Raw genomic sequence first — 26693 nt, 5'->3', positions numbered from 1 at the left:
TTAGACTGAGCAATTGTAAAGAGTTTAAATACAACTCTTAAGCTGTCGCGATGCCACACAGCTAAAAGCCAGAATTTAAATCGTGACTTTGCTATAGGTCTGCTTTGGCATTTCAATAATTTCGACACAGAGCTGAATTTTTAATTCGGGCTGTGGAGCAATAGATTGCTGCATCACCTCAAGCACCAATGCAGAAATCGCCTGACGCACTTCGACACTACGTCCACTCAATAGTGAGACTTTGGCATGTGCATAGGCCTGATCTGTCTGTGGACTCAGTCCAATCACATAATCCTGCTGCATAATTGCACGACTTTTTAAATCATCGGGATCGGTGACATAGCCTGCATTGAACAATGCCTGATGCATGGCTAGCAAGAGCGGCTGAGTCTGGAGCAGATGTTGAAGATTGTCAGAATATTCCAGATGCAGATGTGGCATACGAGTGATCTCGAATCAAAAACGTGAGGATTGGGACTATATAAAAAATAAACGCTGAATTTTAGCAATGAGACGATTTATCCACCGTCTCATGTCCAGTTAAAATTCTAGTCTGATGCCAGATTTAAGCTTTCTTTACATATTCAGATTTTAGCTTCATCGGGCCCATTCCCTCGATTTTACAATCGATATCATGACCATCAGCAGCATCGGGCAATAGGCGGATACTTTTGACTTTAGTACCCACTTTCACCACTGAAGATGAACCTTTGATTTTCAGGTCTTTAATCACCGTCACGCTATCGCCGTCCGCCAGCACATTGCCATGAGCATCCTTAATGATCACTTGTTCTTCAGTAATTTCGCCTTCTTTCCACTCATGTGCACATTCAGGGCAGATCAGTAGATCGCCATCTGCATAGGTATATTCAGATTGGCATTTTGGACAGTTTGGCAGACCCATAAGAACCTCGAAAAAGAGAAAAATTAAATAAATGAAACAAATAAGATCACAGTATAGCATCTTTGCAGAGATGCGCTTTTGAACAGGAGTTTCGTTGAAGGTCAGCTCATAATCATCAAGCATTAATTATCCGGGATATGCGGATTCACCAGCAAGGAAAGTAGCTGGAATGATTCCTGCCAACTTAAGTGACATACCGCAGGCGGCACTAAATCGGGATAGCCGACCTGAATAATATGCAGGCCTGTACCGACTGAAACCTTTTCAAATATCACAGTGACTTCTATTTCACCTTGCAGATCTGGCGTCGAAAACTGATCGGTATAACGCAGTAACTGATTGGGAATCACCTCATGATAAATTCCATGAAAATGATGCTGGGTACCGGTGGAAAAATTGGTAAAGGTGGTTTTATAGCTGCCGCCGGGTTTGACTTCCGCATGTTCTACCTTAGCAATAAAACCATGTGGTGCCAACCATTTTGCCAGGGCATCCGGATGAACAAAAGCACGATACACCCGCTCCGGAGGTGCACTAAACACTCGATGCATTTTTAGGGTGTAACTCATTTTGTCTTGTCCCTTATTGTTATTATATATTTTTATTGAGGGATATTGCCCTTCTCTTGTATAAACTGACCAGACCAAGCTGAGCATCCATAGAACTGATTTTACGCAATCCTCAATCTGGTATATATAATGACTATGTATCTGTATTAAAGCCCTGACATTCCGATATAACTAAATATAAAGGATAAAAAAACCCGGCAGCACCGGGGTTTTTTTATTTAAATACAGGCACAATCAGCTATTACGCAGACTGCTTTCTTCTTCATCCAGCTCATCATCATAGACATAGGCCATGCAGCCCCAACCATCATATTCACCCTGAAATTCTGCAGCGATTTTGCTGAACCACTGTTCCAGATCCACAATATCCTCGTAGGTTGGTTCCATATAGACATAAATCGTGATAATCCATTCCAGGGTCGCGCTTTCTTCATCCTGAAACAGACTGATTTTTTGTTCTTCCTTTAAGAGATACAAGGCACAACGATCTGCCTGCTCTTCATCACTAAACACCAGCGAAAATTCGATTTCATGTGCTTCTTGCAGGTCGTCGCCATCCTGATGCATTTGCCACAGTACATTGCCATTTTCATCGTCAGGGAATTGATTGTAATCACGTGACATAGAAGTATCCTTATTATGATGCTGTTTTATTCTGCATCTAAGATTAGCTGATTTTTAGACAATTATCGAGATCCGGACAAAAAATATTATCTTTTAACCATAAATAAACATATGATTTTTATAAATATAAAAATTATCTGTCAAATAGGTATTTCTTAAATATTTACAGCCTATCACGTCCGGGAATATCGGTCTTTCGCTAAAACCCTATTCGTTATCAGCTACCATCAAGACTGAGTACTCTTGATGCATATCAAAACTATACGGTCTCTGGATGCCGGCCTTCTTGCTTCATGTGCACAACCAGCGCAGCAAACTTTAATTCCTCTAAACGTAAATCCAGATAGGATGACTGAATCATGGCCTGACTCAGTTGCTGTCCGGTATAATTCAGCAGGACATAATCATCCCTTAAGGCTTGCAACATCTGTCCCAAATTTTCTCTGTTTAATTGAGCAAGATATAAATCTGCCTTGCTATTAAAGGCCAAACTAAAGATTTCAATGATACTTCTACGGCGGCTGTCATCGATATAATTACAACTGGCGATCTGCTGTGTTGCTATGGCCTGCTGAATTTTTTCACGTACATCGAGCAGATGCCGAGCCGCATCCGTTTCACTATATCCTGCGATCAGCTGTTGTAAAAGTTGCGGTACTGGCAGACATAAACCGTAATGCTTGGCCTGGATTTTATGTTCCAGGGCATTCACTACGTCCTCTAAGTGCTGCTGTTGCTTGGCCTGTTGATAATAACCCGCTAAACTTTTTCTGGCCTGCTGTTCAACTTCGACTAAGGCTTTCGCTTGAAACTGGGCGAGATAGTCTTTCACGCTTTCAATATAAGCCTTGAGATCATCAATCATGATCGAAGCATCCAGTTTGGTCACTTCAACAAAATTTTCGGCCTGCAAAGTCCGGTTGATAATATATTGTTCGATATCACAGATATCCTGATATTTTTTATATTTATTCAGCTCAGTCGTTAAACTGCCATGCTGTACCCGCAGTTGGGTCACGTCATAATTCAGTTCATCGACTTGAGCGTCATAATCTGCCAGTCTGCTGCGTGAATGATCCAGATTTTCCTGTAAAAACTGGATATTGCTGCGTAATGAAGTCTGGATCTTCAAGCTCCAGAGCAAGGCACATAATAAAATACTCGCGAGAACGAAAAAAGCCATACTGAGCATTGTTCTGTCCTTTAACCCCGGGCATTGCCCTAAAACATCAAATTAAAAATTTATTATAAAGTACTGGTTAATTTTGCATCACTTTGACCAGATAATCAAAGCCATTAATCGCCACTAAGTCGTTCATTCATTTTATTTTTCTATAATTTTTTATGTGCAAGTCATACATCATGAATTGATTTGCAGCTTAAATCAAAACGATCCTGAAACAACTAACGGTATTTTTTATATCAAAGGATATAATTTAAAAGTTTAAAATTAATGACAGTAAAATTAAAAAAACCAATAGAAATAAAGATATCAAACTTATAAAAGCAGATAAAGACAATAAAAATTCCTAAACTCATCATCAAGATATGCAGCCAGCATTCACCGGTATGTTCTACATCGACAGAAGATTGGGCAATGCATAAGTATTAGATTTCAAATAAAAAACATGAAAAACCATTAATTTTCAGAGCATTGACTGAAATAAATTCTCACAATTTTTAATTCAGGTAGCCGATTTTAAATGGCAAATACCATTTTGAATGACTGTAAAAATAGAACTAATTTGACCGGATACCATCGTTTTTATAATCCACATCAAAACGGAACTACGACTTCAATCTCAACCGGAACACCACTCAGCGGCTGGCTAAAAGCCAGATAATTGGCATGCAAAGCCATACGATTTAAAGGACTGCGCTGTGGTTCTGGATGATAGATTTTATCGCCAGTAATGGGATGACCCAGATACAGCATATGTACTCGCAACTGATGAGAACGGCCTGTGATGGGCGTGAGTAAAACCCGACTAATGTCTTGCTGGGGCAAATATTCTATTGCCTGATATAAGGTTTTGGCAGTTTTGCCCAGTTCATAATGCACCATCTGACGCGGACGGTTTTCCCAGTCGGTCATCAAAGGCACTTCGACGCTGCCCTGACCTTCAAGTTTGCCTTGTACCAGTGCGACATAATTTTTATGCACGGTACGTGCCTGAAACATTTTACTCACCGCCACTTCTGCATCACGGTGTTTGGCAAACATCAAAATACCTGAAGTGGCCATATCCAGACGATGGGTGATTTTAGCCTGCGGATACTGGTCCAGAACCCGCAAATAAGCACTGTCATGATGTTCAGCTAAACGCCCGGGAACCGACAATAATCCGGCCGGCTTTTCAATCACCACCAGATCATCATCTTCATAAACAATATGCAACGGTTCTTGCGGTGGGCAATAGACAAAGTCGGGGTTGATGGGCATTTTAGGAATACAGCATCTGGAACAATGCGCGCAAAATAACAAGCTGTATTTAACCTGTCAATCACCGCGCATAGCCAGATAAATTAATCTGCCAGATAATAATCCACCGTCGAAACTACACGGACTTTTTTCAAATAGGGGGTATTGCTGTCGCGATCTTCGATACTAAACATGCCCTGATTGGCGGACTTGATTTTCCCCAGACTGCTTTTTGAATCTGCGGCAAATTTTTCTGCCACACTGCGGGCATTTTCGGTGGCTTGTTCAATCATCGCCGGCTTAATGTCATTCAACTTAGTAAATAAATATTCGGTTCTTTGTCCGGAATCATCTCCAGCAAAGGCAATGCCTTTTCGACCCAAAGCCATCAGACGGCTTTGTGCCTTGCGTACTGCATCGATGTTGTGGGTATAGACGGTAATGGTCTGACTGGCAGTATAGCGCAGTGCGACATTGGCATCACCGCCGTATTGCTGGGCGTATTTATCGGTAATACTCGGTGAAGCACTGGTGATCTCTTCGGCACTAAAACCTTCATTTTTTAGAAAGGTCTGAATTTCCTGGGTATTGTTTTGCATGGTATCGTACAACTGGGCCAGATCCTGGCTGCCTGCGTTAAAACGGATCGGCCAGACTGCTACATCAGCTTTGACTTCGCGTTCCGACAAACCTTTGACCGACACAATACGTTCATACTGTTTGATTTTTAAGGCGCTATTGCCCAGAATCCATCCTGAAATTATCATCCCCAAAGCAATCAGGACACCCAAGATCAGTGCCGGTTTAAATTGATTCATCTGTTTCAACTCCTTTAAAATTCTGTTTTAGTTTTTATACACCCTACTGATCCAAAGCTATTTTTCTGTCATTCAAGATTCAGTTCAGCATAGCGCTTAACTTTGCTTGATTAAATAGATTGCAATTAAAGGCGCCAGGTTAAACAGCAAAATCCCAATTTTATACAATGCAATACCTGAATAATGAATCACATCGAAGCTGGCTTCAGATAGCCGGAACCATTTTCCATGCAATTGTTTCATCCAGTTTCGGGCAAATACAAAAACCGTGAACCAGAGCATGAGAATAGTGTAATTGATGACTAAGGAAAATAGCAGAAAACGACACCAAATATCGAGATTCATCATAATTCCCCACTGGGCGCAGCTGATGCTTTAAAAATAACAGATTTGATCTGGGAAAATGAGAACTGATTTGTATCATGCTTGAATTGAATCTTGGTTTAAGCTTTTGATTTATTGTTATTTTAATGATTTATCATATTTGCACTGCTGGAGAATTTTTTAGGGTGTTGGGAAAACGTCTAATGGTTTACTTCAACTATCAATCTTTGTAAGACTTGATCTTATAGCCTATAAACTTGTGGTCTATAGCGTCCTAAGCCGGATCGAGACCTTTTGGGTTCGTACTGCACTCGCGTTTTGCGCCGCTCACAGCATGCTACTCTTTCCGATCCCATCACACCCTTGAGAGCTATATTAGGCAAAAATGGACGGGATTAATTTCCTATGTTTTTTTAATTTTTAGATTTTTTGAAAATTTATTTCATTATTAAACTAAATTTAGGGAAATAAATTTCATTCTTCATTTTTTACGCTTTTTTATTCTATAAAAATGGCCTTTATTGCAATTTATCTTCAAGACATGATGACTATTTATTGAAACAAAGCAGCCTGAATCCATTGTGCGCTAAACCACCAGATACTGATCGCCGACATCCCGCACAGCAGATTGGCCAGAACTTTATTGAGTCTCGTCAGTTCAGAGCTATAGATTTTCAGATTCAGTAAATATGCCATCACGCCGTAGAGCAAACCAATTGCACCTCCAAACAGGATCAGAATTAATGGCCATGCGGAGTAGAAATGGGCTTTTTTATCTAATTTTCCTGATTCGGGTGCGTACTCTCTGATTTCCATATGTGTTTGCCCTCTTTCCAATATGTGCACATGCACTATTTCAAGGCAGATATTTCGCTGTTATTAAATATTTGCCGATTAGGACTTTGATTGAAGCAAGAAGCAGACCAGTTTTAGTGTACAAAAAGCTGACGGGTATGTTGGTTGATATAGGCGTTCAGGCCATCGCCATATCGGGCGAGCTGTTTCATGTTTTCGACATGCTGATCACCGGCACTGCTATAACTATAAGTATAGACTTTCGAGGTTTTCTTAAATTGCACCCGAATAAATTCGTTACCAATCTCATAATTGGCAACACCTGAGTCGTGATTAAGATCAAGATAATGTTGCAATTCGGCAGCCTTAAATACGGTGAATCTAGGCTTTTATATGGAGATGATTTGGTTAATTTTCAATCAAAATCAAGGTTCAAAAAGATGTAAATTTACAAAAAAACATCCCACTCAATGATGGGATATTTTTTTCAATCTAATTGAATTAATTAGCAATTAGGATCAACGACATAACTTGTCTGGTTAAATTTTTGCCATGCTCCAGTAGCAGCGCCATCTACAACCAGAATAGAAATAAGTCCCCAATCCAGGAAAATACCTAATAAAGTTGTTGGATCAAATGTTTTCTGTGGAATAACGGTGTTGGTTTGACAGCCTTGCTTCTCTGCCTTAATCACATAGTTTTCTTTCTTTTTGAAAGTATAGACAGTATTACGCTGTCCCATATATTCTTCATTGACATATAACTTAGCCAATTCATCATTACTACGGATATTCACAGTTTGGGTTGAACCATTAAACATCGTGGCACAGCCTGAAGTAAATAAGATTGCACTGCCTAGTACTAAAGCTGCAAATTTTTTCATTGTTTCACCCCGGAAATATCTAACCTTAATTTAAAAGTGGTTAGCTAATTTTTAAAGCAGACAAGCTATACCGTTTATATTTAAATTTCAAATAATTTTTTGAATTTATTAGGTTTTACTTTAAATTAATAAGTTTCTATACATATATGATTGGCTTTTTCACCCTGATCTTTTGATTGCTACCTAAAAGGTTAGCTAATAAACAGCAAAAAGCCCTATCGAGTAATAGGGCTTTCGTTCAAAACAGAGGGTAACTGTTTGAGTTGTTTTGCTTAGGCATTCTTATTGTTAAATTGATTGCCTTGGCATTTGGTACACGGTGGTAAACGATCAGTACCAATTTCTAAGTAGGTGCGGTGTCCGCATTGAACACAAAAATAGAAGCCTGTTCCGGGTTTTTCGCCAGCAGTAACCATCTTTGTTCTCCATGGTTTTAGAAATGGTCTGTCTAGTATAACCCTCTGGTGATGAATGTCTATTGTCCATTTTTGTAAATGATGATGGCATTTGGGCGAAGAACCTTAATTTATTGTTCCCTTTGTTTTGCAAGAACGATTACACCTACATAAGATGATTTGGCTTTTTGAAAATCATGTTTTTCATCCAACTTATCACCTAAATATTTAATACCTACACTTCCGGCTCCTATAACTGAGATAAGTTGCCCAAGTAAAGGCATAAAATTAACTGCCAGTGTTCCTCCTGCGAGCCCTAAAGTTTGTATATTTTTAGATCTATACTTGCTTTTTAATCCATCCAATTCTTTAATATGTTGCTTAATTTTCACATCCAAAAATTGAGAAAACTCTCTAGAAATATAATCTATGTCTTCAATTTTTACATTTGAGATTGAACTTATAAAAGTTCTCATTTCATTTTTAAATAAAATATGTTCATCTGCTTTTCTAAGTATCTTAATTTCCTCATCATTAAAATTAGCCAAATAGTCCAAACGTTGGGATGTCAAAACATTTAGAATTGTATCAGTCTGTTTATCAATGGGATTATCGGCTTTGAATGACCAACTCATCTTTGAAATTAAATTATAATAATGAGCATGTTCAGGAATACACAAATAAGGATTACTGCTCATTTCCTGAGAGTTTTCAAACAAATGATATTGCGGAACTAGCCTCTCAACTATTCCATTAACTATGATATGAATATCAGATGCCAAATTTTTTTCACACCAATCAGCTGTCCTATGTTGGCTCGCATAATCCCTATAATTAGTAATAGAATCTTTTAGATTATGAATTTCCATTCCATTTGGCGAAATAAAAAGCCTTTTCCCTTGTACAGCATTAAAAAAATCATTTGAGTACTTAGATAGATAATTTACTAAATCTTCTTCGCAATTAATTTTTACATTTAGATAGAAACTTAAAAACTCGAACAACAGATGATTTAGATTTTCTTTGGTTACATCATCCTTTTCTTCTAATAATTTTTCCCAACTAGGAAAAATGAAAAATGGTGGTATCTCAAAATCTTCTTCAAGTAGATCTTTTAAATTTAAGACGAAATATACAGCCTCGATCATTCTTAGATTTTTAAGCTTTTCATCACATCTTTCCTTCTCGATCCACGGTAAAATAGGATCAGGAATTAATACAAGATCTGTCAATAATAATGATTTACGTACAGCATTTAATTGTGTTTTTAAGAATCGAGAGCTTCCCCCTAAATTAATTTTAAATACATCTAAATTTTGTGCAGCTTTAAAAGCTTGTGCTGATTCACTAGTATATAGATTTACTAATTTTTCTAGAAAATCCTCACGTATTTGAATTAAATGTGAAAAATAAGAGATGTTATTTTTATTATTTTCATACATTTCCTTTAGATGTAGTCCTATTGATTCAAAATCTTTGAACTCATCAGGATTTTTGCCTACAAATTTGATAAAGAAATTATGAATGATTTCAAAATAACTTTTTTGATAGATAATTAACTGATGTAAAAATTCTGTATTCACTAAATCATCCAAAATAAAACTCCACTTTAAAGTAGGGTCTTTTTTAAATAACTTCAATCCACCCCAACCCTCCTTTAAAAAAGGAGGGAGTTCCCCTCTTTATTAAAGAGGGGTTAGGGGAGATTCTTAAACATTCCCTTCTAAAAAGTCCTGTGCAAAGCGTTGCAACACCCCACCCGCTTCATACACATGCACTTCTTCTTCAGTATCCAGACGGCAAGTCACAGGCACTTCAATAATCTGGTTCTTACCATCATCGGTTGAACGCTCAATCACCAAAGTCAAAGTCGAACGTGGCGCGATATTACCAATCACGCTATACAGCTCCGTACCATCAAGACCTAAAGTCTTACGATCCGTACCCGGCTTAAACTCAAGCGGCAATACCCCCATACCGACCAAGTTGGTACGGTGGATACGCTCAAAACCTTCTGCGACAATCGCTTCTACACCCGCCAGACGCACACCTTTCGCCGCCCAGTCACGACTCGAACCCTGACCATAGTCTTTACCTGCAATAATGATCAACGGCTGTTTACGGTTCATGTAGGTTTCAATCGCTTCCCACATCCGCATCACTTCGCCTTCAGGCTCCACACGTGCTTTCGAACCCTGCTTGATGCTGCCGTCTGAACGCACCACCATTTCATTAAACAGTTTCGGGTTGGCAAATGTTGCACGTTGCGTAGTCAGGTGATCACCACGATGCGTTGCATAAGAGTTAAAGTCTTCCTCAGGCACGCCCATTTTTTTCAGGTATTCGCCTGAAGCACTGTCGAGTACAATTGCATTGGATGGTGACAAATGGTCGGTGGTGATGTTATCGCCCAAAATCGCCAGTGGACGCATATTGGCTAAGGTACGCGGTGCAGCAAGTGCACCTTCCCAATACGGCGGACGGCGGATATAAGTACTTTGCGGACGCCAGTCGTAGAGAGGACTTGCCGCCTTTTCATTCACACCCAAATCAAACATCGGAATATAGATTTGACGGAACTGTTCCGGCTTCACTGCCTCTTTGACCAGTGCATCAATTTCTTCATCCGATGGCCAGATGTCTTTTAGATAAATCGGGTTGCCATCTTTGTCATTACCAAGTGAATCCGTTTCGATATCAAAACGAATCGTACCGGCAATCGCATACGCTACGACCAACGGCGGGGAAGCCAAGAAGGCCTGCTTCGCATAAGGATGGATACGGCCATCGAAATTACGGTTGCCCGACAATACCGCTGTGGCATACAGGTCACGGTCAATAATTTCTTGCTGAATTTTTGGATCTAGCGCGCCCGACATGCCGTTACAGGTAGTACAGGCATAAGCCACGATACCAAAGCCCAGTTTTTCTAAATCTTTGAGTACGCCAGCTTCTTCAAGATATAACGCCGCAGCTTTAGAACCCGGTGCAAAAGATGATTTCACCCAAGGCTTACGGATCAAGCCCAATTCATTGGCCTTACGCGCCAGCAAACCTGCCGCCACGGTATTTCGCGGGTTTGAGGTATTGGTACAAGACGTAATCGCCGCGATAATCACCGCGCCATCTGGCATTAAACCTTCAGCTTCTTGCGCACGTGCAGCCTCTAGATTACCGGCAATGCCTTTTTCTTTTAAGTCAGATGTCGAGACACGAGCATGCGGATTGGATGGGCCAGCAATGTTACGGGTTACTGTTGAAAGATCAAAACGCAATACACGTGGATATTCTGCCTGAGTCATATCCGATGCCCACAGACCAATCTCTTTGGCATAAGTTTCAACCAGTTTGACTTGCTCTGCTTCACGACCGGTCAAAGTCAGATAATCAATGGTGTTCTGATCGATATAGAACATCGCAGCGGTTGCACCGTATTCCGGAGTCATGTTGGAAATCGTGGCACGATCACCCACTGACATGCTGTCGGCACCTTCACCGAAGAATTCTAAGTATGCCCCGACCACACGTTCTTTACGCAGGAATTCTGTCAGTGCGAGCACAATATCGGTTGCGGTAATGCCCGGCTGACGCTGACCAACAAACTCCACACCAATGATGTCAGGCAGACGCATCCAAGATGCACGGCCCAGCATCACATTTTCCGCTTCCAAGCCGCCAACACCAATCGAGATCACGCCCAATGCATCTGTATGAGGCGTATGCGAATCTGTACCGACACAGGTGTCCGGGAATGCCAGACCGTCACGGTTTTGAATCACCGGAGACATTTTCTCCAGGTTGATCTGGTGCATGATGCCATTACCGGCAGGAATCACATCGACATTTTCAAACGCGGTTTTGGTCCATTCAATAAAATGAAAACGGTCTTCATTACGACGGTCTTCAATCGCGCGGTTTTTCTCAAAAGCATCCGGATCAAAACCACCAAACTCAACCGCCAGTGAATGATCGACAATCAGCTGGGTCGGTACCACTGGATTGACTTTAGCCGGGTCACCGCCCTGTTCTGCAATTGCATCACGTAAGCCGGCAAGATCGACCAAAGCTGTTTGTCCCAAGATATCGTGACAGACCACACGTGCCGGATACCATGGAAAATCATGTTCCTGTTTACGCTCAATCAGCTGTCGCAAAGACTGTTCTAAAATGGCAGGATCACAACGACGAACCAGCTGCTCAGCAAGCACTTTGGAGGTATAAGGAAGTTTGGCATATGCGCCTGGCTGAATATCTTCTACGGCCTGACGCACGTCATAATATTCCAGCTGGGTGGATTGCAGCGGTTTACGGTAGTTGTTGTTCATAGCTTGCCTGCCCTCGTTTATTACTCTTTTTTGCACATCAAAATTTATTGATGACTTGTTTTTTAATAAAGGCATTGTACGCTGCCGAAAGTCCATTTCCCAAATCTTATAATTTTCAATAGTTTAATTGTAGAAATCGGTCTATTTTAATAAATTTGTTATCTGGCCTTTAGAATTTTGGCTCTAAACTTCTATTTTTTTGAAAAATCGTAGAAAATTCATCTCATTCTTTAGTATGAGACACTCACAACAGTATAAAAAACAATCAACATATAGGCGCAATAAACAGGCTTTATTTCATAGTCATGCAACTTTTATGAGCTGTATTTTAAGCAGCGAATAGACCCTATAACCGATTAAAAGCCAACTATTAAAAGCCAAATAAGTCTCTTCTCTTACATTTAGGTCTTTATATGCAAGCGGCTTGTTGATAAAAACTGGATATTAAGCATATCTTCAAAACATCCTTATACAATAATTCCGAAAATCATCGTATTTCAGCGATAGAACCATTTAAAAGCTGTGTCCTGATTCAATTCCATAATTTTCGTAAGACTTTCTTACAAATTTTACAACTATTTTAATATGTATAAATATTATCGAATAATTAAAGATTTACATAAAAATTAGCACATTCAACACCAAAGAAAAAATACTTTAGACATACCGTTTATCTGCCTCCCCCTAATTTGGTGATAACAGTTTTTCTCTCAATTAAGTAAATCTAAACAGTAATTACTTCACAACAACAATACTCATCACAAAAGTAGATAAAGGTGATTACGATGTTACAGCTTGCGATTATCGGTGTCATAGCAGCGGTCATAGCCGTACTGGCATCAAACTGGAATGGAGCTAAAAACCCTCCTAATCCTTATAACCCTTCAAATCCAAATAATCCGTCAAATCCAAGTAACCCAAACAACCCGACTCAGCCACCACCTGCTCCAACAGCACCGGATTCTCTGATCAGTAATCCGCCATTGCTACAGAAAAATGCCAAAGGCAAATACGAACTGATCATCGCATATAAAACGGATAAGTTGTATAACCCCAGAAAAGGAACATGGGATCAACTGGTGCTACGTGGCTATGTGACCAAGCCCAGTTTATTTAATAAGAAAAAAGCAGGTGAATATGTCGAAGACCGGCTGGTCGGGCCACAGATTCGGGTCAAACAGGGAGAAACCTTTTCTGTGCATTTGAATAACCAACTGCCCACGGAGTCCACAGCAACCTGCCCAGAACATATTCTCGATGCGAATGACCCGCATTGTTTTAATACCACCAATCTGCACACTCATGGCCTCTGGGTCAGCCCGCAAGGCAATAGTGACAATGTTTTCCTGAAGTTCAAACCACAGGAAAAGTTTGACTATCAATTCAAAATGGAACCGAATCATCCTGCGGGTACTTACTGGTATCACGCTCATCTACATGGTTCAACGGCTATTCAGGTCTCTAGCGGCATGGCTGGCCCATTAATCGTAGAAGGCAGCCGTATTCCTCAAGTCAGGAATGGCAAAATCACATCGACGGGAGACATGGATATTCTGTGGAAAGATAAAGGCAAGAACAGCTATTCTAATGAAAATATCCTCCTGTTTCAGCAAATTCAGTATCGATGCACTCACCCGGCAGGCACGACCAATATCAATAATTGTGATGCTGGTGAAGTCGGTATGCTGGAAGATTATCAAGGCCTGAATGCCTTTAATTCATGGGGAGCAAATCATTATTACACCTCGATTAATGGCAAAGTACATGGCGAGATTCAAGTTGAGCAAAACCAGTTTAAGCGCTGGCGTATGATTCATGGTGGTGTTCGCGACACCCTTGGTCTTATTATTAAGGAACTGCCAAAATCACAAAAATTTACCGCTGAACAAACCATTAAAGCTTGTTCTGAATTTCAGGAAGAAGACAAAAAAGCAGATTTTGATCAGCTCACCAGCTTGCCGGTCTATACCATTGCTCAGGATGGTTTAACCATGGATCATGTGCAGACACGTAGAATCTCGATATTTCAACCCGGTTACCGTCACGATGCAATGGTCGCCTTCCCAAGCACGAATAGATACTGTATTTTTGACACCAACTTGAACATTGATGATGAAATCAATGCCATCCCTACATCCGGACAAATTACCCCTCAACTCGCTCCGGGTAATACGTTAAATGCCCAACTACTGGGATGGGTGAATGTCAAAGCGAGTAAATTAAAAGCGCAAACGCCAGCCCAGTTTTTACAAGCTCAGGCACAGAAAATTGGCTTAAACAAAGAAATTCAGACCCAGCTCTCACAGTTAAAACTTTCTGCCTTTATCGACCACCCATCGCTGATGACCACTGAAATTGAAAATCGCTTAAAGAACCGTCCACCACAACGCTCAACCTTCGATGCCAGCTTTGGTCCAAATGGTAAGTTTGGCTACCGTTACAGTGATATTGAGGGAATCTATAGTTTTGGTGACCTCTTTACCGGCGCGGATGCAGTAGAAGGTGCATATGTACGGAAACTGGAATTTGGGCAAATTGATGAATGGATTCTTAGCAGTAATAACCTGAATCATCCTTATCATATCCATGTGAACCCCTTCCAGATTGTAAAAGTACTGGATCCAACGGGTAAGGATGTCAGCGATATTCCGCTGGCAGTAGATCCAAATCCTAATCTGGAAGATATTCAATACCGCGGCTTAAAAGGACAGTTTAAAGATACAATCTTTGTTAAACAGGGGTATCAGGTAATTGTCCGCAGCCATTACAAGAAATTTGAAGGTGATTTTGTACAGCATTGTCATATTCTCGATCATGAAGATCAGGGCATGATGGAATATGTTCGGATTTGTGGCGGTAAATTCCCTTGTGATTCGCCATTACCGGCTAGCCATCACCACTAAATATTATCATTCCATAAAAGCCGATGATTTAGATTGTTGGCTTTTTTGTTTGCCTCTATTTGATGCTTGCTGCACAATAACTGCATTGATTTATAGTATTCAAACTGGGGCTTATCATGGCAACGTCTCCTGCTTTTACATTGTTTAGTCTGAATGGTGTTGATGCACAAAAATTCCTTCAAGGTCAGGTGACTTTGAATACTGAAACATTGGCTGAAAACCAGACACGTTATACCGCGATCTGTAGCTTGAAAGGCCGTATTCAATTTGGCTTATGGCTTAAAAAGCTCAGTCCGGAAAGCTTTGAAATTGTAAGTACTGACGATCAGGCCACTGAACTGGCGAATCATATTAAAAAATTTGGTGCCTTTTCAAAAATGAAACTGGAACTGGTCGGTGCGGTTTATCCTGTGATCAATGATATTCACACTGACTTTGTTGCGACTGAAACCGATGTGGCGACCTGGGAGCAGCAAGCCATTGAATCAGGTCAGGCCTGGATTCAGGCGGCCACTGCGACCCTGTTTCAACCACAGGAATTGCGCTTACATCAACGTGAAAGCATTCACTATGACAAAGGTTGTTATTTAGGTCAGGAAGTCATTGCACGCTTATGGTTTAAAGCCAAGCCAAAACATTGGCTGCATCTGATTCAAGCGACGGGTGAAGCACCTGTAGTCGGCACTCAGCTCAACAACAATGTTGAAGTCGTGAATAGCATCAGTCTGAAGGATGGCTATAAAGCCTTGGTCGTAGCCAAACCTGAAGCATTGGCCGAGTTGGGTCTAGAGGTTCTGGAACTTCCTGAAGCTTTGAGCGGTGATGTAGCACGTCCGCAATAATTCCGGTTTAGGCCCTAAAAAAGCCAAGACTTAACTCTTGGCTTTTTTTGTTTTAGAAACCATGAAACAGCTTATTCATATCTTTCACCACATAATCTTTGAAGTGATAAGCACGAGCATGTTTGGCATCAAATTTTGTGGTTAATTCACCTTTTTGAAAGGTGTAGACCCGGTCTTCCTGACTAATCAAAAATTCTGCACCGAGCTTCATCAGCAGTGCGTCAATCTTGTCTTCATCCGCAATCGTTTCATCTACGTTAATTCTGTCATAGTGGCGTTTAATCGTTTTGACAAACATGGCTCAATCCTGGGAGGCTGATTTAAACCGAGATTTAACCAGAGAAGTTCCTTTAAGCAAAGTAATCCTTTCAATATCTGAATGATTGATAGGAAAGTTATCCAGATCAGTGATCTGGTTAAATCGGTATATCCTGCTTTGATGATTTATTTTGATTAAATCCCTTTCATAACTCAAGAAATGATAATTTTATTCATATTTAAATAGAGGTTGAACGCTCCTTCTCCCTTCGGGAGGAGGAGCATGCTGCGCAAGTCTCCGACAAGAAGATAGAATTTCATTTATAATAATTAAAAAATGATTTATGAAAGAACTCTAATGACAAATTGTATATTTACAAAGCACAAAATCCTTTTATGATGTAAGTGAAAATGATTAAAACCGCACCAAGGACTTAGGTGCCAGCAATAATAAGGTTATAGGAACCATGAAAAAGTTAATACTCGCTACCGTTCTTGCAGTTTCTGCGCAATTCACTCTGGCAAATACTGTAAAAGATCAGGCCGACCCCCAGTTTGTAAAAATTGAAGCCATGGTGAAAGCCAATAATTTCAAAGGCGCCTATGACGCTTTAAATCAATTGGCTAGTCAGGGAAATGCCCAAGCCATATATAACTTAGGCTATTTAACCCAGACCGGCCAGGGCACTGCCAAAGACGAGAAAAAAGCCATCCAGCTCTATGAACAGGCAGCCAGCAAAGGTTACCCTGTGGCCAATTATGTACTGGGCAAAAATTATGCGGCGGGTACATTAGGACTAAAGCAGGATTTAAGCAAAGCCAAACAGTATCTGGAACGTGCCTCAGCAGCCAACTTTGATGATGCCAGTGTAGATCTGGCTGTGCTGTTATTTGCTGAAAATACCCCCGCCTCAAATAAAATCGGACTACAAAAGCTGCAACCATTAATCACAAAAGGTAATATGCAAGCGATTCACGCCAAAGCCTTATATGACATCAGCTCTGGTTTTAAAAACAAAGATGAAAAACCGATTCAGCAAGGTTTAAGCAGTATTCAGGATCTGGCTAAAAAAGGCTATATCCCTGCCCTGATGGCAGTCGGCAATATGTTTGCCAATGGCAGTATCGTGCAGCAAAACTTGCCTGAAGCGAAAAAAATCTTTGCTGCATTGGCACAGCAAAATATTCCGCAGGCTAAAGAGTCTTTGGCAGCAGTAGACAAAATGATGGCGGAGCAGAAAAAAATACCTGCCAAAAAGAGTTAATTTGGTTTCGCCCCAATGAAAAGCGGAGCTTCGCAAGAAAAGTATCTTGCGGAGCCATACTCTCATCGCAAAACTCGTCAGCCAGCATCCACTGGTAAATTTGTCGCAAAAACAATCATTTTTAATCTTGCGGTACAATACACCGTATGCCTCAAACAGTTGCGGCTGACTTTTCTACCTGTAAAATATAATCATAAATTTAAAAAAGAAAATGCCAATATGGGGCTTTTTATAAGGAGAGAATCAATCCTGGAATGAGCTATCCCCACCACAAGGCAATTAGGCCGCTGGTCACGATAAAACCAGCGATGGTGCTCATCAGCAGTGGTGTTAAGGCTCGATCATTTAAACCATAGGCCTGTCCCAACATACCGAAGATTGTTGGCATCGGTAAGGCAGCAATCAAAGTACCCGCATGAACCATTTCCTGACTTAAACTGGTCAATTGACTGAGGCCAAGATACATCAGCAGCGGCATCATAATGTTGTTAGAAAACACCAGATAGAAACTTTGCAGATTAACGTATTTCAGGCTCATTCCCACAATACCGCCACCAATTGCAAACAAGGCCAATGGCGATGCTGTCTGCCCGATCAAGGCAAAAACCTGATCGATATAGAGCGGAATTTTAATCTGGAAAATCGCACAGGCCATACCCAGTACGACCCCCATAAATAAGGGGTTTGTTACTAAAGTCAGCACCACACTTTTAAAAATGGAGCCAAGATTTGCCTGATGCTGTGTTCCCAGCGCAGCCATGACCAGTACCAAAGGAATCAGCAACATACTTTCAATGATGACCACCAGAGAAGTATAAGTCATGGCCTGCTGCCCGATTAACAGACTAAGCACGGCCGTACCAATAAGTCCGGTATTCGACATCGCGGCGCCCAGCGACAATACTGCACTCTGCGAATGCGTATTCTGAAAATAACGGCGCATCATCCAGAAACCGCTACCATAGAGCAGTAAAGTTACGCTGCTATACACCGCAAAGTATTCAAAATACCAGATTTCATGCAGGTCTTTAGAGGCGAGAGACTGGAAAAACAGCAGAGGCAACGCCACTTTAATGACAAAAGCACCGACTGTACCCACTTGCTCTTTGTCTAACACTTGACTTTTTACAGTCAGATAACCCAGTGCCAACAATAAAAAAATGGGCACAATGACCGCAAAAATCATAATGCAGCGTCCTCATTTGCAATGAGTGACTATTATACGACCTTCCTGCTTAGAAAAGATTGTTAAAAAGGCTCAAACAGATGGTTTAGACCATGCGGGGCACTGCGAAGATATTGGGGTGAAATCTTTAGTTTTTCTTCAAGTGCCGCAGCTGCATGCCAAGGCCAATGTGGATCGTAGAGAATCGCCCGTGCAATAGCGATAGCATCGGCCTGCCCTTTTTGCAGAATATGTTCTGCCTGTTCTGCTTCGGTAATTAAACCTACAGCAATTACCGGAATATTGACGGCTTTTTTGATGATATCTGCAAAAGGTACTTGATAGTTCGGTTTCACATCAATGTTCTGTTTGACATGTAAACCGGCACTGGAAATATGAATATAAGCTGCGCCCATCGCTTCGAGGGCTTTAGAGAGTTCAACCGAAGAATCAATATTCCAGCTATCCTCATGCTCCATCCAGTCACTCGCTGAAATACGCACTCCGATTGGATAATCTTCCGGAACTGCTGCCTGCATGGCTTGCAATACTTCCAGCGTCAGGCGAATCCGGTTTTCCAGTGAACCGCCATATTTATCCTCACGTTTATTGGAAAGTGGCGACATAAACTGATGTAACAGATAACCATGTGCTGCATGTAGTTCAATCAGGTCAAAGCCTGCATCAACTGCGCGTTTGGCACTTTCTGCAAAGTTTGCAATGACCTGATCAATCTCTGCCTGATTCAGCGCTTTAGGAGGATGTTCGTCTGCCTGAAAAGGAAGATCACTGGCAGAAACAGTTTGCCAGCCATGTGCCTCATCCGGTTTAAACTGGCCTCTACCTGCCCATGGTTTATCTGTAGAGGCTTTACGTCCGGCATGTGCAAGCTGGATAGCAAATGGCATTGGCGATATAGATTTAACTTTGGCCAATAATGCTTTGATCTGGGCAGCTTGCTGATCATTCCACAATCCCAGGTCTGCATAACTGATACGACCTTCTGGTTGTACAGCAGTCGCCTCGACAATACAGAGTCCGGCGCCAGAGAGCGCATAATTCGCCCATTGCTGCTCATGCCAATACGTGATTTCACCCTCATCTGTGGCTGAATATTGACACATGGGTGCAATAATAATTTTATTGCTGAGTGATAATGAACCAAACTTTAGCGGTTGAAATAATAATGTCACGTGGCAATCCCTCTTTATTCATGTGAAGTATGATCGGGCAATAAAAAACAGGCTTTAAAAAGCCTGCTTAGTTATAACGTGAACGATCACTTTTTAGAAGATGATGCGGCTGGTTAAACCAAGTAGCAGTGCATTATCTACGTTGTTGGTTGCCCCTGGATTGACTACATATTGCAGGTTTGGACGTAGCATCAGCCACTTTGTTGCATTATAGCTATAGTTAAGTTCGATATTGTATTCTGCATCGGCATTGAATGCTGGACGCGAATCTGCAAAGCGATTATTCACGTGCACACGGTTAACTGCCAGACCCAAAATATCATTCGGTTGACTGTCGAGCAGGCCAATATATTTCACCCCAAGCTGTTGTGAATGATCGACTTTATTGGTTACACGGTCATGCCAGGTGAAATTGGCAAATGAATGCAGGCCCTGACGCCCCTGACCTGTTGAAGTTAATTGCTGTTCGATGGCCAACCAGCCTGCAAAGGTACGATCTTCAGCTTGGCCAGTGACAATATCTTTTTGATTGATTGGATCATCCGCAGTATTGTACATTCCACCCACACGGTAGCTACCCGGCAAGTTATTGATGAGTGATTTGGGTGTCCATACAATTTCTGCTGGAATGGTCACGCCATCGGCATGCTTAGTATCCAAACTCCAGCCTTGACCTTCTTTAGCCCCATTGCCATTGTCCGGATTAAACTCATAAACACCGACTTGTACCGCAAGTTCAGGGTTCAGCTGCTGCTTTATACGCACACCCCATTGTGATACTGGCGTATTCATCCAGATATTGCCTTGCCATTTACCCATCTGCGCAGCACAAAATGCTGTACTGGCAAAGTCACAGGCCATCACATTAAAGTCCATGCCCAGCCCCAAACGGCCAGCCTTAATACTCAGTCCTTGTTCTTTATAATTCTTTTCAATCGAAAGTTCACTCAGACGGCTATCCTGATTGCCACGCCCAAACGTACCTTGTGCATTGGCCATCTGTGGCGCTGATGGATCTTGCAAATCACGGATAGACGTACTTTGGCCTTGGCGCGCACTCATTGCAGCACGTACCGTGACACCGTTCCATCCTGCCAGTTTTTCCAGGTCCAGTTGAGTTCCCAACCATAACTGGGCAGAAGTTAATGGATCTGCGCCTGCATTCCGGCCACCATCCGCAAGATAGGCTGTATCAGTTAGCAGATTGGCTTCAAATTTAATTCCTTGCTGAGCCAGTTCTGTACGTTGACTATTCCAGTCCCCCAGTAAATATTGACCTTGCGGATCAAATGCAGATTCTGCCTGCGCGGTTGTCATGGCAGCCATTAATGGCAATAAAGCGAAACCTAAATATTTCATGTAAAACCTAAACATTCGGAGAGAAAAACAAGCAAGGTTTTTAAAATTGCTATTAGGTGCATGAATTTACATAACTTTTCCTATAAATTCTTATTATTTTTTTTATTATTGATTAAACTTTTAGTTATGCCTTAATACAAAAAATATAATTTTATTTCAAAATAGTTAAATTATTTATATGTTTTTCAAAAACTTAGGATTTATTTATTTTTTCATTCCTTTTATTTCTTTAATTTTTGGTCTAAACATGCAAAAAAACAGCTTATTCTTTAAGCTCTTACACCTCCAATAAACATGAAATCCCCAGTCATTTTCTAATGGTTGCATCCCCATTAAGACTTGTAATCTCCGTAAATTCGCCCAATATTAGCTGCATCTCCCTCGCCTCTGATGTGTTATGCCTGAATTACCAGAAGTAGAAACCACCAAAACCAGTTTATTACCCTTGTTAGAACAACGTGTAAAACGGGTTGAAATCCGTCAGTCAAGTTTGCGCTGGCCCATTCCCGAAAATATACAAAAGCTGGTCGGGCAGAAATTACTCAACCTGTCGCGCCGTTCCAAATATATTCTGGCTGAGTTTGAGCACGACACCATGCTCTGGCATTTAGGCATGTCTGGCAGCTTTCGTTTGTGTGAAACAAGTGAAGAATTACGCAAACATGATCATCTGATTATTCAGTTTGATGATATTGAATTGCGTTATCATGATCCGCGTCGTTTTGGCTGTATTTTATGGCTGGATGCGCAGTCACAAAGCAAACTGATTGATACGCTGGGACCAGAACCCCTGAGTGAAAATTTTAATTCTCAGTATTTATTTGAAAAATTGAAAAATAAAAATGTTGGCACCAAAGTTGCGATTATGGATAACCATGTGGTGGTAGGTGTCGGCAATATTTATGCAACCGAAAGTCTGTTCAATATGGGCATTCATCCAGCACAACCCGCCTCGACTTTAAGCTTGGCACAGATCGAAAAATTAGTGCTGGAAATCAAGCGCATATTAAAACAGGCCATTGATTTAGGCGGGTCGACATTACGGGATTACACCAACGCCATGGGGGAAAATGGCTATTTTCAGCAAACGCTGCTGGCCTATGGTCGTGCCGGGGAAATGTGCGTGAACTGTGAGACCACGCTTGAAAATATTAAACTGGGACAACGTGCTTCTGTGTTCTGTCCAGAATGTCAGCCTTTGAAAAAGATGCAACTCCCTGTCAAAAAACTGGCAACTGTACGAGGGGAAAAGTCATGAAAACAGCCATTGTGCGTCATATTCTGGTTAAAGATAAAGAAACTGCCGAGCAGCTTAAAAAGAAGATTTTGAGTGGCGCTGACTTTAATAAAATCGCCAAACAATATTCAACCTGTAATTCTGCCAAGCGTGGCGGAGAACTGGGCGAAGTAAAAAAAGGCCAACTGGTGCCTGTCATTGATAAGCTGGTGTTTACGGCTGCTGAACGGGTCTTACATGGTCCGGTCAAAAGCCAGTTTGGTTTTCATTTGGTAGAAATTAAGTTCCGGATGGATTTTTAATCTTATAAATCTCTCCCCACCTCCCTTTAACAAAAGGGGGGATTTAGGCGGATTAAAAAAACGGCGCAAGAGGCGCCGTTTTTTTATTTGTGTCAGAACGCTTATGCTTCAGGACGTTTTTTCAATTCATCACGAATTTCACGCAGTAATTCGATATCTTCAGGGGTGGCTTCAGGTGCAGGTGCTTCTTCTGCCTGTTTACGACGAAGTTTATTCATCATTTTCACCAGTAAGAATACCACCCATGCCAACAACAGGAAATTAATCAGAATCGTTAGGAAGTTACCATAAGCAAATACATTCAGGCCTTCAGCCTGTGCATTTGCCAAAGAAGTGACATTATTAGGATTATCACCCAGTACCAGGAACCAGTTAGAATAGTCAACATCCCCACCTAAAATCCAGCTAACGATTGGCATGATGATATCTTTTACAAAAGAATCAATAATTTTACCAAATGCTCCACCAATAATGACACCGACCGCGAGGTCCATCACATTGCCTTTGACAGCAAACTCTTTAAATTCTTGAATAATACTCATTTTTTCTCCAATAATTCATTTTAAAGTTTGTGATGAATTATACATTAATTATAAGTGATTTCATTTTCATATAAGGTGATGTTTTTTATAAGTTTTATGGTTCTAGTTAAAATTTTAATACAAAAAACCGCAACCTTTGAAAAGATTGCGGCTTTAGGAATCTTAGATCAATAATCTACAGATTATTTACCTGAACGGTTACGTTTACGTTCGTTTTCAGTCAAATAACGCTTACGGATACGGATTGACTTCGGTGTTACTTCAACTAGTTCGTCATCTTCAATGAATTCAAGCGCTTGTTCAAGCGTATATTCAACTGCAGGAACAAGTGTTAATGCTTCATCAGTACCAGATGCACGTACGTTGGTTAACTGTTTTGCCTTAGTCGGGTTCACAGTCATGTCGTCAGAACGTGAGTTAATACCAATAATCATACCTTCGTAAACTTCTAACTGAGGCTTAGCGAATAGACGACCACGGTCTTGTAATGTGAACAATGCATAGCCCAGGCAAGTACCTTGAACCATAGAGATCAACACACCGTTTTGACGTTTCGCAACTTGGCCTTGTTTCATTGGACCATAATGCGAGAAGCTTGATGTCATGATACCCGTACCTGAAGTCATCGTCATGAATTCAGAACGGAAACCGATCAAGCCACGTGAAGGAACAGTTGCTTCAATACGGATACGGCCTTTACCGTCAACTTCCATATTGGTCATCTCGCCTTTACGGCTGCCCATTTGCTCCATTACAGAACCTTGGTGCTGTTCTTCAACGTCAAAAGTCACGTTTTCGTACGGTTCTTGCATTTGACCGTCAATTTCTTTCAAGATGACTTGCGGACGAGATACACCCATCTCGAAGCCTTCACGGCGCATGTTCTCAATTAAAACTGAAAGGTGAAGTTCACCACGGCCAGACACTTTGAAACGGTCAGGACTGTCAGTGTCTTCAACACGTAATGCGACGTTGTGGATCAATTCGCGATCTAGACGCTCACGAATGTTACGTGAAGTTACGAATTTACCTTCTTTACCAGCAAACGGTGAGTTGTTTACCTGGAATGTCATTGTGACTGTAGGTTCATCTACAGAAAGCGGTGGAAGCGCTTCAACAGCTTTCGGATCACAAATCGTGTCAGAAATGTTCAATGCATCGATACCCGTTACGCAAACGATATCACCTGCGTTGGCTTCTTCGATGTCCACACGATCTAAACCATGATAACCCATGATTTTTAAGATACGACCGTTACGTGTTTTGCCTTCTTTGTCGATCACAGTCACTTGCGTGTTCAATTTAACTGAACCACGTTGAATACGACCAACACCGATAACGCCTACGAAGCTGTTATAGTCAAGTGAAGACACTTGCATTTGGAATGGACCATCAACGTCAACTGCTGGCGGTTCAACGATGTCTACAATTGTTTGGAACAATGGTGTCATGTCGTCAGCAAGTTCTTCTGGAGAAGGACCCGCCACACCACGAAGACCAGATGCATAAACGACCGGGAAGTCTAACTGTTCGTCAGAACCACCTAAGTTATCGAACAAATCGAATACCTGGTCAATCACCCAGTCTGGACGTGCGCTTGGCTTATCAACTTTGTTAATAATTACGATTGGCTTCAAACCACGTGCGAACGCTTTTTGCGTTACGAAACGTGTTTGTGGCATCGGGCCTTCTTGTGAATCGACAAGAAGAAGTACGCAGTCAACCATCGACATTACACGTTCAACTTCACCACCGAAGTCGGCGTGTCCCGGGGTGTCCACGATGTTAATACGGTATTCAGTATTGGTACGTGCATCCGTCCATTTAATTGCAGTGTTTTTTGCAAGAATGGTAATACCACGTTCACTTTCGATAGCGCCAGAATCCATGACACGCTCAATCTCACCCGCGCGATCACCGAGAGCACCTGATTGTTGCAAAAGTTTGTCTACAAGAGTGGTTTTACCATGATCGACGTGCGCAATAATGGCGATGTTACGGAGAGTTTTAATATCTGACATGTAAATTCAATGCGTATGTAATTTGAGGGCAAATTATACAGAAAAATACAAAACTTTTATAGTCACTGTTACCACACTCCTCAACTTTTTTTAAGGAGATGGGCTTTTTTTGATTTTGTAAAGGCGTGTAACTCGATTAGAATAGCGCCACCCTGCCTTAATTTGCATTGACACATGTCTGATTTTAATCAATCTCCTCCTCCTAAAGATCAACTCGACCTGGTATATGGTCTGGATGATCGTCCAAAACCATTTATTGCTTTTTTAGCTGCATTCCAACATTTATTGGCAATTATTGTCCCGATCGTGACCCCTGGCTTGCTAATTTGTCTGGCACTTGGGGTATCCAAAGAAGATACCAACATGATTTTGTCCATGTCCCTGGTGATCTCGGGTATCGCGACTTTTTTACAGTCTAAAAAAGTCGGACCTTTTGGTGCCGGTCTGTTGATTGTTCAGGGAACCAGCTTTAACTTTATCGGCCCAATTATTGGTATTGGTTCAGCCATGGTTGCTGCCGGTACGCCAGTTGAGTCAGTCATGGCAGCAATTTTTGGTGTGGTGATTGCAGGTGCATTTATTGAAATGGGCGTGTCCCAGATTCTGCCTTGGATAAAAAAACTGATTACCCCTTTGGTAACCGGGATTGTCGTCCTTCTGATTGGTTTAACCTTAATTAAAGAAGGTCTAATCAGTATGGGCGGTGGTTATCAGGCCATGAGCGATAAAACTTTTGCCAATGCAGACAACCTAATCATGTCCTGCACAGTCTTGGCGCTGATCATTATCCTGAACCGTATCCGGATTACCTGGGTAAAAAGTTCTGCCATTTTGATTGCCCTGGTTTGTGGTTATATTCTGGCCGGCTTTATGGGCCATCTGGATTTTTCCGGCTTAAAAGATGCCCCACTGGTACAGATTCCAACTCCAATGCATTTCGGTTTAAGCTTCTCCTGGAGCCTGTTTATTCCGATGGCATTCATTTATCTGGTGACCTCTTTAGAAGCGATTGGCGATATCACGGCGACCTCAAAGCTTTCTAACCAGCCAGTCGATGGGCCAAAATGGATGCAGCGCATTAAAGGCGGTGTACTGGTCAATGGCGCCAATTCATTCCTTGCCGGTATTTTTAACACCTTCCCAAGTTCGGTATTTGCACAAAATAACGGTGTGATTCAGTTGACGGGTGTAGCGAGCCGTTATGTCGGCATCTGGATTGCTGCTTTACTGATCATTCTGGGTTTGCTGCCTGCGGTTGCCGGGATTATCCAGGCGGTTCCGCAAGCGGTACTGGGTGGTGCAGTGATGGTGATGTTTGGTGCAGTAGCAGCTTCCGGCATTAATATTCTGTCTGGCGTACATCTGGACCGCCGTGCCCTGCTGATTATTGCGATTTCACTGGCACTGGGTTTAGGTGTTGCACAAGTTCCACAAATTCTTGAGCATCTTCCTGAGTTATTCCGTAATATCTTTAGCTCAGGCGTTGCCACTGGCGGTATTGCTGCCCTTATTCTGAATGTTGTACTTCCTGAAACAAAGAAGTAATT

General features: G+C 41.5%; 27 protein-coding genes. 7 read left to right on the top strand and 20 right to left on the bottom strand.

The genetic code is table 11. The annotated features are described in order from the left end of the window. Positions 1-75: 75 nt before the first annotated feature. The 14 genes from FTU44_RS03760 to acnD all read right to left on the bottom strand — a co-directional run bounded on the left by FTU44_RS03760 (position 76) and on the right by acnD (position 12059). Positions 76-441, bottom strand: a complete 366-nt coding sequence (locus tag FTU44_RS03760) for a 5-carboxymethyl-2-hydroxymuconate Delta-isomerase (RefSeq protein WP_005097963.1) — start codon at positions 439-441, stop codon at positions 76-78. Positions 442-565: 124 nt separating this feature from the next. Then, a complete protein-coding gene (locus tag FTU44_RS03755) occupies positions 566-904 on the bottom strand; it encodes a zinc ribbon domain-containing protein YjdM (protein WP_005097964.1) in 339 nt (112 codons plus the stop codon). 122 nt (positions 905-1026) lie between these two features. Continuing rightward, a complete protein-coding gene (locus FTU44_RS03750; RefSeq protein WP_005169565.1) occupies positions 1027-1473 on the bottom strand; it encodes an SRPBCC domain-containing protein in 447 nt (148 codons plus the stop codon). A gap of 234 nt (positions 1474-1707) precedes the next feature. Next, on the bottom strand, positions 1708-2097 hold the full coding sequence (locus FTU44_RS03745; RefSeq protein WP_005097967.1) for a ribonuclease E inhibitor RraB: 390 nt from the start codon (positions 2095-2097) through the stop codon (positions 1708-1710). 259 nt (positions 2098-2356) lie between these two features. Further along, the gene (locus FTU44_RS03740) at positions 2357-3289 is read right to left on the bottom strand and encodes a DUF4041 domain-containing protein (RefSeq protein WP_159138663.1); all 933 of its coding nucleotides are present in this window, start codon (positions 3287-3289) and stop codon (positions 2357-2359) included. Between the two features lie 585 nt (positions 3290-3874). Beyond that, positions 3875-4540: a pseudouridine synthase gene (locus FTU44_RS03735; protein WP_005169561.1), complete on the bottom strand. Its 666-nt coding sequence runs from the start codon at positions 4538-4540 to the stop codon at positions 3875-3877. Between the two features lie 83 nt (positions 4541-4623). Continuing rightward, a complete protein-coding gene (locus tag FTU44_RS03730) occupies positions 4624-5337 on the bottom strand; it encodes an SIMPL domain-containing protein (RefSeq protein ID WP_159138662.1) in 714 nt (237 codons plus the stop codon). Between the two features lie 96 nt (positions 5338-5433). Next, positions 5434-5682 (bottom strand): DUF6868 family protein, encoded by a 249-nt coding sequence (locus tag FTU44_RS03725; RefSeq protein ID WP_180049540.1) that lies wholly within the window; start codon positions 5680-5682, stop codon positions 5434-5436. Between the two features lie 531 nt (positions 5683-6213). Further along, positions 6214-6477 carry a hypothetical protein gene (locus tag FTU44_RS03720; protein ID WP_159138661.1) on the bottom strand — a complete coding sequence of 88 codons (264 nt, stop codon included), beginning with the start codon at positions 6475-6477 and terminating at the stop codon, positions 6214-6216. Positions 6478-6590: 113 nt separating this feature from the next. Continuing rightward, positions 6591-6812 (bottom strand): hypothetical protein, encoded by a 222-nt coding sequence (locus tag FTU44_RS03715; RefSeq protein ID WP_005097977.1) that lies wholly within the window; start codon positions 6810-6812, stop codon positions 6591-6593. Between the two features lie 149 nt (positions 6813-6961). Further along, positions 6962-7339, bottom strand: coding sequence for a hypothetical protein (locus tag FTU44_RS03710; RefSeq protein ID WP_171509129.1), 378 nt, complete (start codon positions 7337-7339; stop codon positions 6962-6964). A 272-nt stretch (positions 7340-7611) separates the two neighbouring features. After that, positions 7612-7755: a zinc ribbon-containing protein gene (locus FTU44_RS03705; RefSeq protein WP_004645925.1), complete on the bottom strand. Its 144-nt coding sequence runs from the start codon at positions 7753-7755 to the stop codon at positions 7612-7614. A gap of 110 nt (positions 7756-7865) precedes the next feature. Then, a complete protein-coding gene (locus FTU44_RS03700) occupies positions 7866-9374 on the bottom strand; it encodes a hypothetical protein (RefSeq protein ID WP_159138660.1) in 1509 nt (502 codons plus the stop codon). 69 nt (positions 9375-9443) lie between these two features. Beyond that, positions 9444-12059 (bottom strand): Fe/S-dependent 2-methylisocitrate dehydratase AcnD, encoded by a 2616-nt coding sequence (acnD, locus tag FTU44_RS03695; protein WP_180049538.1) that lies wholly within the window; start codon positions 12057-12059, stop codon positions 9444-9446. A gap of 785 nt (positions 12060-12844) precedes the next feature. Here acnD and FTU44_RS03690 point away from each other — a divergent pair. Together FTU44_RS03690 and FTU44_RS03685 are read left to right on the top strand one after the other, a co-directional pair. Continuing rightward, complete coding sequence (locus FTU44_RS03690; RefSeq protein ID WP_180049536.1) at positions 12845-14962, top strand: multicopper oxidase family protein; 2118 nt, start codon at positions 12845-12847, stop codon at positions 14960-14962. 116 nt (positions 14963-15078) lie between these two features. Then, on the top strand, positions 15079-15804 hold the full coding sequence (locus FTU44_RS03685) for a folate-binding protein YgfZ (protein ID WP_180049534.1): 726 nt from the start codon (positions 15079-15081) through the stop codon (positions 15802-15804). A 52-nt stretch (positions 15805-15856) separates the two neighbouring features. Here the strand turns inward: FTU44_RS03685 and FTU44_RS03680 are convergent, their stop codons facing one another. After that, a complete protein-coding gene (locus tag FTU44_RS03680) occupies positions 15857-16102 on the bottom strand; it encodes a hypothetical protein (RefSeq protein WP_005097984.1) in 246 nt (81 codons plus the stop codon). A 427-nt stretch (positions 16103-16529) separates the two neighbouring features. Here FTU44_RS03680 and FTU44_RS03675 point away from each other — a divergent pair, with 427 nt between their 5' ends. Together FTU44_RS03675 and FTU44_RS03670 are read left to right on the top strand one after the other, a co-directional pair. After that, positions 16530-17327 (top strand): tetratricopeptide repeat protein, encoded by a 798-nt coding sequence (locus FTU44_RS03675; RefSeq protein WP_005097985.1) that lies wholly within the window; start codon positions 16530-16532, stop codon positions 17325-17327. Positions 17328-17342: 15 nt separating this feature from the next. Continuing rightward, positions 17343-17585, top strand: a complete 243-nt coding sequence (locus FTU44_RS03670) for a hypothetical protein (RefSeq protein ID WP_180049532.1) — start codon at positions 17343-17345, stop codon at positions 17583-17585. Position 17586: 1 nt separating this feature from the next. On the opposite strand, the gene FTU44_RS03665 is transcribed toward FTU44_RS03670, so the two are convergent. From FTU44_RS03665 to FTU44_RS03655, 3 genes are all read right to left on the bottom strand, one after another. After that, positions 17587-18513, bottom strand: coding sequence for an AEC family transporter (locus FTU44_RS03665; RefSeq protein ID WP_005097988.1), 927 nt, complete (start codon positions 18511-18513; stop codon positions 17587-17589). Between the two features lie 62 nt (positions 18514-18575). After that, complete coding sequence (locus tag FTU44_RS03660) at positions 18576-19685, bottom strand: NADH:flavin oxidoreductase/NADH oxidase (RefSeq protein WP_180049530.1); 1110 nt, start codon at positions 19683-19685, stop codon at positions 18576-18578. Between the two features lie 93 nt (positions 19686-19778). Further along, complete coding sequence (locus tag FTU44_RS03655) at positions 19779-21044, bottom strand: carbohydrate porin (protein ID WP_180049529.1); 1266 nt, start codon at positions 21042-21044, stop codon at positions 19779-19781. A 397-nt stretch (positions 21045-21441) separates the two neighbouring features. Here FTU44_RS03655 and mutM point away from each other — a divergent pair, with 397 nt between their 5' ends. Together mutM and FTU44_RS03645 are read left to right on the top strand one after the other, a co-directional pair. Continuing rightward, positions 21442-22302, top strand: coding sequence for a bifunctional DNA-formamidopyrimidine glycosylase/DNA-(apurinic or apyrimidinic site) lyase (mutM, locus tag FTU44_RS03650; protein ID WP_180049527.1), 861 nt, complete (start codon positions 21442-21444; stop codon positions 22300-22302). Continuing rightward, entirely contained in the window at positions 22299-22583 is a 285-nt protein-coding gene (locus tag FTU44_RS03645) for a peptidylprolyl isomerase (RefSeq protein WP_004281718.1), read from the top strand. The genes mutM and FTU44_RS03645 overlap by 4 nt, the downstream gene beginning before the upstream one ends. A 101-nt stretch (positions 22584-22684) precedes the next feature. Here the strand turns inward: FTU44_RS03645 and mscL are convergent, their stop codons facing one another. Continuing rightward, positions 22685-23125, bottom strand: a complete 441-nt coding sequence (gene mscL / locus FTU44_RS03640) for a large conductance mechanosensitive channel protein MscL (protein WP_005097993.1) — start codon at positions 23123-23125, stop codon at positions 22685-22687. Positions 23126-23307: 182 nt separating this feature from the next. After that, positions 23308-25146 carry a translational GTPase TypA gene (gene typA, locus FTU44_RS03635; protein ID WP_005097994.1) on the bottom strand — a complete coding sequence of 613 codons (1839 nt, stop codon included), beginning with the start codon at positions 25144-25146 and terminating at the stop codon, positions 23308-23310. Between the two features lie 174 nt (positions 25147-25320). Between typA and FTU44_RS03630 the strand changes: the two genes are divergently transcribed. Then, positions 25321-26691 carry a uracil-xanthine permease family protein gene (locus FTU44_RS03630; protein ID WP_005097996.1) on the top strand — a complete coding sequence of 457 codons (1371 nt, stop codon included), beginning with the start codon at positions 25321-25323 and terminating at the stop codon, positions 26689-26691. Positions 26692-26693: the final 2 nt, after the last annotated feature.

This window comes from Acinetobacter sp. YH12105 (assembly GCF_013419095.1).
In the GTDB taxonomy this organism is placed as follows: Bacteria; Pseudomonadota; Gammaproteobacteria; order Pseudomonadales; family Moraxellaceae; genus Acinetobacter; species Acinetobacter pseudolwoffii.
Note: the sequence above shows the minus strand (reverse complement) of the source record. Positions and strands in the feature narration are given on the sequence as shown.